We start from the raw sequence: 12,472 nt of genomic DNA on the forward strand, positions 1-12,472 counted from the left end.
GAAGCCTCAGTCACGTTTCACGCATACGGTATCGAGGAACGCATGAAAAGCGTCCAGCATCTGGTCATCGTTGAAGACTGCGGTGAATCCCGCCGCTAGCAGTGGATCGCTGAGCGCGGAGCCGGTTGTACCGGCAACGTCTAACTTGCCGCCAATAGCGACCGGAACCTCCGCCAGTATCGGCCTGGCACGCAACGCCTGGATGGCCTCTATCCCGTCGCGCAGACCGTGGCCGTTGACCGTGCTGAACACAACCAGATCCGGCCGCACCGCCACAGCTTCGTCAACCAGTAGCGACACCGGCACGCAGGGGCCCAGATTCAACACGTCGTGGCCGCGCTCGCGGAGGAGTAGTTCCAGATAGACCAGGTTCCACGTGTGCGAGTCGGACTTCACGCCAGACAAAATGGTACGGGGACATCGATGCGCTCCATCGGAACCCGGGGGACCGGTAACCCGTACGGAGCGGCGTTCAGCCAAGATCTGCATTTATCCCCAACTCCACTGATATCCCGGCACCGCCCGTCTGGGCGTGAAGCCCGAGGGCCGTGCGACCCCGGGCGGTCTTGCCCGCAACGAAGAAGGCTACCCCTTTCATCGGCTGGGTACCCCCTGCTCTACCGTGGTCGGCTAGGACGAGCCATGCCATTTGCGATCGTAACCTGGCCGGTGCATGGCGATTACCTCATTGCATCCCGACATCGTTGCTTTCGACACCTGTGACGGCTGTCCAGATCACAAGAGGGCCTAGTCGATTAGCGCGCGTAAGGCAATTCATAGTGCGGCTCTCCCCCGAGAATGCTTGCATTGCGCCGGTGTCAGCCCTGAGGCGCTCATGTGGCGTGGTGTCAACTCCAGGAACTTCGACTTTACATGGATGTTCGGGGACGTCAAGCTTGATGGATGTCGTTGACACGCGGCTGTACGCCTGCCAGGGTTGGGTTTCCTGAGTGGAGCGCGGAGCTGAGGAGCTGTGGCAGGGCTTGTTCGCGGTGAGTCGCGGTGTTTGGGGTGATCGACGACGATTGAGTCAATCGATTTAATGTGGAGGATCGCGGGGATGACTGCGGTGAGGTACGCACACAGGGACTGGACATGAGTAGCCGTCTGCCACGGGTGGCCGTGGTTTACGACCTCGGCGCGGCGGTCCCCCTTGACATTCTGACGGACCTCGAAGGTGTGGCTGAGCCGATCTTCGTGCTTCCCAGAACCGACTACGGTCGCAAGGTCGCCGAAATGCTGACCGACATCGCAGAAGTGTGCGACGTCGACGACGTGGCGGCCCGCCGGCCGGACGGCATTACCACATTCAGCGACTTCCAGATGGACACAACCGCGCGGCTGGCCCAAGAACTCGGGCTGCAATTCCATACGCCGCTGGCCGCCGCCACCATCACCCGCAAATTCCTGCAGCGTACGGCGCTAAACACATGTGGTGTCGGGCACGCTGCCACCGCCCTGATCACGAATCGGCTCTCCGCCGCGCAGGCTCTCGAGAAGGTGCCGTTGCCGTGCGTACTCAAACCTAACTGCGGCGTTGGCGGCACGAATACATACCTGATTGAGTCGGCCAAGGAGCTGCGGTGCCTGGTTGACGACCTGCTCGGCGACCGGACCAGCAATCTCGATGATGGGTACGTTCTTGAGACACGTCTGGTACCTGCACCCGTCGAGGAGCCTTGGGGCGGGTACGTCTCCGTGGAGTCGATGGTCAGCGGAGGGCGGGTGCAGCATCTTGGCATAACCGGCAAGTTCTCCCTCAGTCCTCCGTTCCGTGAGCGAGGCGGGTTCGTCCCGCCGCTGCCCAGGAGCGTCGATGAGGAGGCGGTCTACGATCTGACTACTCGGGCGCTCACCGCGCTCGGCGTGGGGGATTCCGTATGCCACACCGAGATCATGTTGGCCGAGGACGGACCTCAGATCATCGAGGTGAACGGACGCGCGGGCGGCAACATCGTGGACCTGTTCCGGCGAGGTCACGGCATCAGCCTGGTCGACCTGGCGGTACGGCTCTCGCTCGGTCAGGAGCCAGAGGTGGCGAGCCAGTCGGTGGAAAAAGTCGTGTTCCATTATTTCGGCCTCGCTCCGGTGGACGCATGCACGTTCAGCCGTGCCGCCGGTCTCGACGACGTGCGCAAGATGCCGGAGGTGGAGCGCTTCGATGTCATCGTACGCCCTGGATCCCCGCTCGATTGGCGGCGCGGATTCCACGAACGCGTCTACACCTGTCGCGGCAGCGTCGCGGACCACGACGCGTTGGCGGAGTTCCTGCAGCGCATGGAGGGTCTGCTCGATCCGACATACCGATGACGAGGCGGGCGACCCAGGTTCGGCCAGGATCGATGCGCGGCGCATCCCGGTCGGACCGCCGCCGCTCGTAGGGTCGGGCCTGTTGAGGTAGACAGGCCTTTACCCGTGGCAGAGCCGGGCGCTTGAATTGGAAGTCCCGGGTTCACGGGCTGGAAAGGCTCGCGAATGACGTGCGTACCCTGCCGACGCCAGATGGCTAGGCCTCCGGCGGCGCGCTGTTCGACGTCGTCCGCCCCGATCCGGCCGGTCGTGTGACGCCCGTCTGCTGCGCGCCCAGGGCTGGACATCCGGCCTCGCTCTGCGCATCGACGTCGTGCACGTCGCGCCGCTCATCGCCCCCGCTATTGATAGGGAGCACGTCGTGGGTGCCCGTGAGGAGGCTTCGCCTGCCGGCCGCCCAGAGCCGTCGCCGTCGTTGTGCAGCCCGTCCCCGGCGTGCCAGTCCTCGACTCGGGTGTTGCTCCACGCGTTGTTGACCACACCGACCGCAGCGAGATCCAGGACCGGCCTCACCCGGTCCGGATCTCCCCACCTGATGAGCCAGCATCGCCCGCCCGAACTCCGACTCCTGCTGCGGCGTCAATGCGCCGTCGGTACTGCGGCAAGCAACGTTTCCCATGGACGCCGAGAGTGCAGCTCTTGCTCTCGATTAGACGGACCGGCCTGGCCAGCGGCAAGGCGACGGTTTGGATCAACCCTGCGGGCTTTAGCCCAACGCCGTGAAGTCAGGCTTGCGGGCTGGTAGGCAAGTGCCTTGACACGGCCCCTGATATGCGGGAAGCGGAGCTCTGGTAGAGACGGCTTGTCCGCCAAGACAACCGCTGTTGTGGGAGCTCCGCTGTCTGCTCAGTGTGCCATCATCCGGGAAATCGCTGTAGCCGAAGGGGTCTTCGCTCCGGGCTATCGGGGCGAGCTGACGCAGATCGTGCCGTTCGTGATGGTCGACAGACGCGGTCCTCGCTGAGTTCGGCGCGGTCCAGCAACGGCTACGTAAGCTGCCCGCTCGGGTCGTCGTCTACCTGCTGCTCGTGCCCGCGCTGTTCGAGGCGTCCTCGACCAGCTCATGCCCCCAACGCCGGCTCCGCGTCAAACCCCCGCGCCGTCAAACGACCCCTGTCCCGATACGCCTACAAAAGCCTGCGCGTCGACCGACGCACCTAACTTGATCTTTAACCTGTGCGGCGTGGCCTCGGGTTATTCGAAGTCTTCGTTTTCTTCGTGCCATCTTTCGGTTTTGTGCTGGTGGTGGCGGTGACGATGTGGACGTCGTGGCGGGCTGCCGGGTGGCGGTTGCGTAGTCCGGGTGGTCGGCCGGGTCCTGGCCGGGAGGGTTTCGGTGCGCGGGCGGGGTTGCCGGCTTTGGTGCGTAGGTGTCGAAAGCCTCGGCGGACGCGGGCGGGCGTGAGTCGTTCGGGTGGTGCGGGGCGTTCCCAGGGCCGGCGGAGGTCGCCGACGGCGCCTCGGGCGAGGCGTAGCTGGGTGTAGGCGGCCAGCACGAGCTAGGTCCAGCGGTCGGCGGCGTGTGGGTCGCGCAGTTTCGGGCTGGTCCAGCCGAGGGTTTGTTTGAGCATGCGGAAGGTGTGCTCGATGTCGAAGCGGCGTAGGAACGCCTGCCAGAGCAGGTCGATCTCGGCGGTGGTGGCGGCGGGCTGGGAGCACCAGAGCCAGACGGGTTTCGCGGTGGCGCCGGAGGGCAGCCGGTCGACGGTCAGCCGGATCACGGTGCCTTCGATGATCGGCAGCGGGCCGTGTTCGGCGGTCCAGGCGGTGCGGTGGGTCAGCCTGGGGTGCAGCCGGTGCCAGGCCCGCGCGGTCGCGGTGCCGTAAAGGCGGGTATCGGTGCTCGTGGCGGCGTCCGGGTCGCCCCAGCTGGCCGGGTCGCCGAAGATGAACTCGCCGCCATGGCGTCGTGGGCGGCCGGTGGTACCTGGCGCCGGGGTGACGTGGGTCGGCGAAGCACCCGGTCGGAACGCATCCGCACCAGAACCTGAACGGGTAGATCGGCCAGCAGGAACGCCAGCCGGGGCCCGTCGTAGCCGGCGTCCGCGACGATCCACATGTCCGGATCACCAGGCTGCCACTGCCCGGCGGTGATCAGCCGTCGCACCACGTCGCGCAACTGGCCGGCGGTGACCGTGGCAGCGTCATCGCCGGGCACCAGCCGGCGGGCGTCCAACGGCGCGGTCCACGAGGTGCGCCCGGCCTCCAAGGCGGTGACGAACGAGTACGGCCAGCCCGGCACCCCGATGTGGGTGTCCTTGCCGCGCCCGTAGGTGTGACACAGCACCCGCTGCGGGCAGGTGTGCGCCTCCGGCCGCAGCCAGCAGGTCACGTCCACCGCCAGGACGATCCGCCCGTCCGCGGCCCGCGGCAGCGGCACCGCCGCCACCGCGCTCCGCAACCGCTCAACGTCGATCCGGCCGCGATTCAACGCCGCATACAACGAGCCGTGACCACGGCGGTGCTCACCCACCAACGACAACTCCACCAGAGACCGTACCGGCGCGTCCGCGCACAACAGCGCGTCTGCCAGCTCGAACAACGCATCCCGGCGAGCGGTCAGACAGGCGTGGAACTCACGCCGGAACGCGGCCAGCCGCCCGACCTCACCGTTCGTCCCGACATCGTGCACACTGATCACCAGACAGCCCTTGGTATGCGATCTTCTTCCCTAGACAAGAGGAATGATCGATCAAGGGCTGTCCCATGATCAGCCGGGGTCGATGCCGGCGCCCAGCAGGTTAAAGCTCAAGTTAGGCCCCGCAGGCAACCTGCTCGCGATTGAAGTCAAGACCCACAACCGCGAGGCCGGGAGGCTCCACGACTTCGCCAAGCTCTCGGTTCTCACCGGGCGCACGTCGCCGAGGCGGTCGCCTACGACAAGTGCCTGCGCTTGCTGCCGAGCGACCCAGTCCCGAGTGACCAGAACTTCCGGGGCCACGTCAGCCTTCCCGCCAGCATGTGTCCCCTACAAGCATGGCCTCTGGCTGCTCCTTGAACCCGATGGACCCCAGTACTGGTGGTGGTCCAGCGGGAGCGGCCCTCGGCGACTCGGCTGCGACATCGAGCCTTAGCAGCTCCACCGGTCGGCCCCTTCTCAGGCGTCATGCCAAAGGGACGTCGTCGCCGGTGGTGGCGACCTCGGTCATTGTTGATCGCGACTGCCTCACGGGCGTCGGCGAGGACCTGCCTCTGAGGTGCGCGTGGAGCAGGAGATCGACAAGACTGGCGGTCCGCGCCTGGGTGAGGTCGTGCATCGAGCCCGGCCGAGTTGGGTGTCTCTGTGCGTGTCGACGCCGGTGGCGACCTCGACCAGATCTGCCAGCATGGACATGCGTTCTCTCCTCACCGTGGGGGACGCGATGGTCCGGTCCGGTGCGGAGATGGCAGGACTGTGATGAGACACGCCAGCCGCTAAGTGGCGGTCAAGCTCCTGATCAGGCCAAACGTCTCCCGCCGAGCCGGCGCCGGCAGCAGCAGACGGACAAGTCCGGCCGAAGGCACGAAACCAGCCAGGCGAAGGGTAACCCGGGCTACGGCCGACCATCAGCTCACCACTGATGAAACGACCCCGCCATGCTCACAGTCAGGCGAGGCGCTGTACTCGGACGGCGGTGATCTACGTGACCCGCTATGCCGGCCGCAGCCCGAGCTGCCGCAACCTGAAAACCAGCGCGCTCACCGCCGTCGACCTGGCCGGAGCCACGATCTGCAAGCGCGACTCCCGGTCACCCTCTCCGGCCGCACCAAGTGGACACGTGAGGGCGTTGAGCGAGTTTCAGCCCGTGCAGATTGCTTCCACCCACACGCCGAGCGCCATAGTATCCATGGCGGACCGGCCCATCGTCCGCGTCGCAACTAACTTCGTTTGTGAGGTGTTCACCATGCCGGACCAGCGGGAGAACGAGGACATTTCCTACCTGGTCGTCGTCAACGACGAAGGCCAGCATGCCTTGTGGCCTGCATCGCTCGCCGTCCCAGCCGGATGGCGTTGCGTACACGGGGAGGACACTCGTACCGGCTGTTTGCAGTACGTCGAGGAGCACTGGAAGGATATCCGACCGCTCTCACTGGTTCGCCAGCCAGAAGTCACGGGGGGGCGCTGACCGTCGCAGGAAGGCGGCCGCCCGCCAGGCACCGTGGCGGCCGCCAACGCTGCTCCGCACTCTTCACGGCAGCAGCAACAGCTTGCCGATCGTCTCCCGCCGCTCGAGTGCTTGATGCGCCGAAGACGCGGCCTCCAAAGCGAAGGTGCGGTGAACATGGGGAGCGACCTGTCCCGCGATGAGCCAGGCGAACAGATCCCCTGCCCGGTTGAGCAGCTCGCGCCGAGTGGCGATGTGGTGGACGAGGTTCGGCCGTGTCAGGAAGACCGATCCGGCACTGTTCAATCGCTGAGGGTCCACAGCCGGAACAGTGCCGCTGGACTGCCCGAACAGCACCAAGGTTCCACGCGGACGTAGGACGCTTAGGCTGGCGTCGAACGTTTCCCGGCCAATGCCGTCGTACACAGCAGCCACGCCTTCGCCGTGGCTAAGGGAGCGCACCTGCTCGACGAGGTCATGACGGCCGTACAGCACGACCTCCGAGGCACCAGCGTCACGGGCGGCCCGCGCCTTCTCGGCTGTCGACACAGCGCCGATGACCCTGGCTCCTATCGATGTGGCGACCTGCACCAGCAGCAGGCCGACTCCACCGGCGGCAGCATGGACCAGCACAGTGTCGCCCGCTCGGATCCGGTACGAATCGTGGGCGAGATAGTGGGCCGTCAGGCCCTGCAGAGTCAGGGCAGCAGCATCGGGCAAGGGGACCTCGTCCGGCACGGGAATCAGCCGGTCCGCCGCCACGATCGCCTGGTCCGCGTAGCTACCCGCGGCGTCAGCCCACGCGACCCGGTCTCCCACCCGCACGTGCTCCGCCCCCGCCCCAACCTCGGCCACAACGCCCGCGCCCTCCAATCCGGGCACGAAGGGTAGCGGAACAAGATACTGCCCTGAGCGGTGATACACGTCGATAAAGTTCACCCCACAGGCAGCGACGTCCACGGCTACCTGTCCTGGGCCGGGAGGTCGGCTCGGCACCGTCTCGACCTGCAGCGCTTCGGGTCCTCCGGCTACTCTGACGGTCACGGCACGCATGTCGACCTCACGACTTCCGTCTCGTATCCGAACTCCCCGGCGAGCGACGAGACACCCGGGAGCACCCCATGGATCTCGCGCTCATGGCGACGCCATTTGTCCGGATTGGGTGGCGTCTGGGTCATGACAACCGGAAGAGACCTTTCACGCCACGCCGCAGCGAACGGAAGTTCGGTTGTCGCGGCGACCTGCTCCATTACCCGGGCTGGCTCGGCGCTGACATCTTCGTATCGCACCAGCACCGCGTTCCCGGTGGGCTCTAGCTGTCGAAACGCCGCAAGCACCGCCTCGTTGTGGATCCTCCAGTTCTCGGCACAGAGTTCTTCCAGCCGAAGGTCGGTCAGGTCTCGCCAACCCGGCGGCAGGCTGAGATTCCACCACTGTCGACCCCATGGAAAAACGTCCGAGTATCCGCGGATCCGAAGCTGACACGGGACCTTGTACGAGAAGAACATGCGCGGGTGCAGCCAGGCGTCCATGAGGGACGCGATGCTGGCCTTCGGATCGCGGACCACGAAGACATATTTGGCGTCCGAGAACATTGCCCGCAGGAACGGTACCCGGAAGCACGACTGGATGCTCTTCTCAATCAGCCGGATGCCCTGGGTCAGCTCTGCCTGGGTCGGCCGAGCGCCACGAGGCGGGAAGCAGAACGGCGTGATCTCGTCCAACTCCTCCCCGTCGGCCGTCGTCGGCGGCCCTTCCGGTGGCATCTCACCGAACGCCTCCAGCAACGCGCGCACCGGCAGGTCGTAGTAATAGGGATTGACGCCCTGGGCGGCCATGAACCTCAGAAAGCTCACCTTGTCATCGATGGACCACTCCTGGCCGGGCCGCCGGGCCGCATCGAGCAGTGAGGAGGTGAGCGAGGCGCGCAGCTCGTCCGTGGCATCCTCGGCATCCAGCGCGTTGGACTGCCAACCACGGGTGCGGGGATGTAGCTCCACCAAGCGGTTGTGCTCCCAGATCGGCTTTCCTTCCCGTCCGATCGTCCAGACGTCATCGGCCCGCTCGAGGAGGCTCCGGACGAGACTGGTACCCGATCGCGGATGTCCAATGACGAAGATCGGATTAGTTAGCATCGTCGCTCCCTAGTGTGTCCAGGACCCGTCCGAGCGCACCGACTGCGCGTCGGAGATCATCGACCGAAACCGCCAGTGAGGGGCGGAAGCGGATGCTCCGCTCGCCGCCCGGCAACAGCAACACATGCTCCCGCTCACGCAGCCGCCGAAGCACCTTCTGTCTGGTAGGCCCGTCCGGCAGGTCAAGCGCGCAGATCAGCCCTCGCCCTCGGACGTTGCCCACCATGTCGGGATGCCGCCGGGCGAGAACGCAAAGCGCGTCGATGAGCCAGGCTCCCTTCGCGGCAGCCGCCGGGATCAGCTCCTCCTCATCAATGATTTCGAGCACACGCGTGGCCCGTACCATGTCCACCAAGTTGCCTGCCCAGGTGGAACCGATCCGGGAAGAAACGGCGAGGGCGTTGTCGGGGACCAGATCCACCCGGCGGCCCGCCATCACCCCGCAGACCTGGGTCTTTTTGCCGAAGGCGACGACGTCGGGTGCAAGGCCCAGTTGCTGGTACACCCATGGCGTTCCGGACAACCCGCAGCCGGTCTGCACCTCGTCGAGGATGAAGAGGGCATCGTTCCGTACGCAGAGCTGCTGCATCCCCTGAAGGAACCGGGCTCCGAGGTGCACGTCTCCACCGGCACCCTGCACCGGCTCGGCGATGAAACAGGCGATCCGTGCACCGTCGCGCTCGAAGATGTGCTCGGCGAGACGCAGCACCTCCGTGGTGGCCACCGCCGGCTCCGTCGGCCACGGCGCGGCGGCAACCATTCCATCGGAGGGAGCTGGGACCCGGGGCCAATCCCAGGCGGGAAAGAGTTCCGTCACGGCGCTGTCGCCTGCGTTGGTGAGGCTGAGGGTGTAGCCACTCCTGCCGTGGAACGCGCCGACCAAGTGCAGGACGCTCAATCCGTCTCCGGTGGTGGCACCGATGCGCCGCGCCTTCCAGTCAAAGGCCACCTTGAGCGCGTTCTCGACAGCCAGCGCACCCCCGTCAATGAAGAACAGGTGGGGCAGTGCCGGGTCCCCGAGGACCCGGGCGAAGACCTCGACGAACCTGGCACACTCCGCGGTGTACAGGTCGGCGTTTGCGACCTTGTGCAGCGCGGCTCTGGCGAGTTCCGCCATGAACCGCTCGTCATCGGCCATGCGGGGATGGTTCATGCCCAGCGGTAGGGAGCCGAAGAAGGTGAGCAGGTCGAGATACTCGACTCCGCTCCGGGCGTCGACGAGGACCGAACCGCGGCTCCGTCGAAGGTCGATCACGATGTCGAACCCGTCCACCAGCATGTGCCGGCGGAGGGCGTCCAAGGTGCCCTCGGGCGTCATCTCGGCGCTCCCTTCGGGACGAGGCCGACCTGCGGCCGGAATTGACAGGGCAGAACCAGGCGAGCTCGCCCCGGAAGATGCCGAGCACAATTGTTTTCCGCCGACGGCGGACCCTCGGCGACACTCTTTTCTACACGAATTGAATACGCCAGTTGGATCTCGCCGATGAGCAAGTACCAGCCGTCCGATATCCTCACTCATCACCCTACCAATGTCAACTCACCACGCGCGGGACGACCTGCGGGACAGATTGACTATCGACGACCCGTCGGGCAGAATAGTCCCACCGGTGCGCCAGAGTTCGGCCACCGGAGCGTCGGATGAAAACGGGGATTGGACCAGATGGTGAATGACAAAATGGTCGACGACTACGTTTCCCTTGACGAGCAATGGGGGGCACACAACTATCACCCGCTGCCCATTGTGATCTCCCGCGCCCAAGGCTCGCGCGTGGTGGATATCACCGGAAAGCACTACATCGACATCCTCGCCGGATATTCGGCCCTCAACTTCGGCCATCGCCACCCCGAGCTGGTGTCTGCCGCGATACGCCAGCTCGAACGTGTGACCCTCACGGCGCGCGCATTCCACCACGATCAGTTCGGCGCTTTTTGCAAGGAGCTCGCCGAACTGACGGGCACGGAGATGGTCCTGCCAATGAATTCCGGCGCCGAGGCAGTTGAGAGCGCCATCAAGGTAGGACGGAAATGGGCGTACGAAATCAAGGGCATACCGGAGGGTTCGGCAGAGATCGTGGTAGCCGGTGGGAATTTCCACGGGCGCACGACCACGATCGTATCCTTCTCTACCGACGATGCCGCCCGCCAGGGGTTCGGGCCTTTCACGCCGGGCTTCAAAACCGTCCCGTTCGGCGACGGGGAAAAGCTGGCGTCCGCCGTCAACGCCAATACCGCAGCCATTCTCCTCGAGCCGATCCAGGGCGAGGCGGGCGTCATCCTGCCGCCGGACGGTTATCTCGCCACGGTGCGCCGCATCTGCGACGAGAACAACGTTTTGCTCATCGCCGACGAAGTGCAGTCCGGCCTCGCCCGTACCGGCAGGCTGCTCGCCTGTGACCACTGGGGGGTAAAGGCCGACCTCTACGCGCTCGGGAAGGCGCTGGGCGGCGGAATTCTGCCCCTCTCTGCTGTCATCGGGCGACGCGACGTTCTCGGCGTACTCCGGCCGGGTGATCACGGGTCAACCTTCGGTGGCAATCCCCTGGCGTGCGCGGTCGGACGGGCTGTGGTTCGGCTGCTCAGGACCGGGGAGTTCCAGGCCCGCGCCGAAAAGTTCGGGGCGCATTTGCAGGAGCGTGCGCGCAGCCTAGTCGGGCAGGGCATTGTGCAGACCACTGGGATCGGACTTTGGGCGGCGCTGCGACTGGCTCCCGACGGTCCCTCCGCGCGCACCGTCTCCGAGCGGCTCCTGAACCATGGTGTGCTGCACAAGGAGATCTCGCGCGACACGCTGCGCATCGCACCACCACTGGTGATCACAGAGGTTGAGTTGGATCTGGCACTCGACGCGATCGCCAAGGTCCTTTCCGAGGCCTGACGCCGGGAAGCCCTGGCTGCGTCCGCCTCGTCTGCGGCCAGGGCCTCCCGGCATCGGATTACCGCGTTCATCGAGGCACCTCCGTGATCCAGTCGGGATGGTCGAGACGCACTCCGCGGACGACGTCGTGGTAGGCGTGTTGCAGGAGCCGGGTGACCGGCCCAGGTTCTCCGTCGCCCACCGGCAGCCCGTCCACCACACCCACGGGCAACACTTCCCAGGCCGTACCGAGGAAGAAGATCTCATCGGCCAGGTAGAGCTCCGTTCGGTCGACCGTCCGCTCCTCCACCGGTACACCAGCGTCGGCGAGCAGGGTCAAAGCCGTCGCCCGTGTCACGCTCTCCAACACCCCGGCGGTCAGCGGTGGCGTGACGACTGTCCCGCGACGGACGAGCGCGATGCACGCGCCGGCGCCCTCGCTGACCTGATGGCGATCGTTTAACAGGATCGGCCAGTCGTGCCCGTTGGCTTTCGCCTCGATGACCGCGAGACGTCCGTTGTGGTAGTTGGAGAAGGCCTTAGCACGAGGCGGCATCGCGGAGTCACCGACTCGGACCCAGCTGCTCACCGCCGCCCGACATGCCTTCGCCGTAAAGAGCTGACTGGCGAACGACCAAGTGTCGATAACCACCTCGCACACCGCTGCCGCAGGAACCATCTGCTCCCGGATCAGACCCGACGGGAATGCCCACGGCCGGATGTACGTGTCGTCCCGGTACTCGTTCGCCCGTAGCACGTCAAGCACGGCGTCCCGGAGTTCGCCAGCGGAGTACGGGATGCGGGTGCGACAGATCCGCGCGGATGCGAAGAGCCGGTCGACATGCTCGTCGAGGCGGAAGACGAGCAGGCGTTGCCCGCCGGCCGCGCGATACGCCTTGATGCCCTCGAAAACGGCGGCGACGGAGGAGTGACCGACGGCGGTGATGTGCACGGTGGCCTCATCCCACGGCACGAGCTGCCCGTTACGCCAGAGCCAGCGGGCGGTGGCGACGTCGGACGCGGCAAGCCCACGGATCGCCCCGTCGACCGGTTCTCTCGGCTCAATCGTGTCATCGCTCACCGACATG

At 65.8% G+C, this 12,472-nt stretch carries 8 protein-coding genes and 2 pseudogenes; 4 read left to right on the forward strand and 6 right to left on the reverse strand.

Annotation, left to right across the window (positions count from 1 at the left end):
* Positions 1-6: 6 nt before the first annotated feature.
* A complete protein-coding gene (locus ACIA47_RS17395; protein WP_396709348.1) occupies positions 7-408 on the reverse strand; it encodes a cobalamin B12-binding domain-containing protein in 402 nt (133 codons plus the stop codon).
* A gap of 687 nt (positions 409-1,095) precedes the next feature.
* On the opposite strand from ACIA47_RS17395, the gene ACIA47_RS17400 reads away from it, so the two are divergent.
* Together ACIA47_RS17400 and ACIA47_RS17405 are read left to right on the forward strand one after the other, a co-directional pair.
* Positions 1,096-2,310, forward strand: a complete 1,215-nt coding sequence (locus ACIA47_RS17400; RefSeq protein ID WP_396709010.1) for an acetyl-CoA carboxylase biotin carboxylase subunit family protein — start codon at positions 1,096-1,098, stop codon at positions 2,308-2,310.
* A gap of 959 nt (positions 2,311-3,269) precedes the next feature.
* Positions 3,270-3,476, forward strand: a pseudogene (locus ACIA47_RS17405) (transposase domain-containing protein); the annotation flags it as partial.
* A gap of 3 nt (positions 3,477-3,479) precedes the next feature.
* Here the strand turns inward: ACIA47_RS17405 and ACIA47_RS17410 are convergent.
* A pseudogene (locus ACIA47_RS17410) lies at positions 3,480-4,951 on the reverse strand (NF041680 family putative transposase).
* Positions 4,952-5,924: 973 nt separating this feature from the next.
* On the opposite strand from ACIA47_RS17410, the gene ACIA47_RS17415 reads away from it, so the two are divergent.
* Positions 5,925-6,416 carry an MbtH family protein gene (locus ACIA47_RS17415; protein ID WP_396709012.1) on the forward strand — a complete coding sequence of 164 codons (492 nt, stop codon included), beginning with the start codon at positions 5,925-5,927 and terminating at the stop codon, positions 6,414-6,416.
* A 63-nt stretch (positions 6,417-6,479) separates the two neighbouring features.
* On the opposite strand, the gene ACIA47_RS17420 is transcribed toward ACIA47_RS17415, so the two are convergent.
* The 3 genes from ACIA47_RS17420 to lat are packed head-to-tail and all read right to left on the reverse strand — an operon-like array spanning position 6,480 to position 9,848.
* Positions 6,480-7,448, reverse strand: a complete 969-nt coding sequence (locus ACIA47_RS17420; RefSeq protein ID WP_396709014.1) for a quinone oxidoreductase family protein — start codon at positions 7,446-7,448, stop codon at positions 6,480-6,482.
* A complete protein-coding gene (locus tag ACIA47_RS17425; RefSeq protein WP_396709016.1) occupies positions 7,436-8,530 on the reverse strand; it encodes a sulfotransferase family protein in 1,095 nt (364 codons plus the stop codon). The genes ACIA47_RS17420 and ACIA47_RS17425 overlap by 13 nt, the downstream gene beginning before the upstream one ends.
* Positions 8,520-9,848 carry an L-lysine 6-transaminase gene (lat, locus tag ACIA47_RS17430; protein ID WP_396709018.1) on the reverse strand — a complete coding sequence of 443 codons (1,329 nt, stop codon included), beginning with the start codon at positions 9,846-9,848 and terminating at the stop codon, positions 8,520-8,522. The genes ACIA47_RS17425 and lat overlap by 11 nt, the downstream gene beginning before the upstream one ends.
* Positions 9,849-10,190: 342 nt before the next feature.
* Here lat and rocD point away from each other — a divergent pair, with 342 nt between their 5' ends.
* Positions 10,191-11,405: an ornithine--oxo-acid transaminase gene (rocD, locus tag ACIA47_RS17435; protein WP_396709020.1), complete on the forward strand. Its 1,215-nt coding sequence runs from the start codon at positions 10,191-10,193 to the stop codon at positions 11,403-11,405.
* Positions 11,406-11,472: 67 nt separating this feature from the next.
* Here rocD and ilvE read toward each other — a convergent pair whose 3' ends face one another.
* Entirely contained in the window at positions 11,473-12,465 is a 993-nt protein-coding gene (gene ilvE / locus ACIA47_RS17440; protein ID WP_396709022.1) for a branched-chain-amino-acid transaminase, read from the reverse strand.
* Positions 12,466-12,472 lie beyond the last annotated feature (7 nt).

It is taken from the genome of Micromonospora sp. NPDC051227 (assembly GCF_044455385.1).
Lineage (GTDB): Bacteria > Actinomycetota > Actinomycetes > Mycobacteriales > Micromonosporaceae > Micromonospora.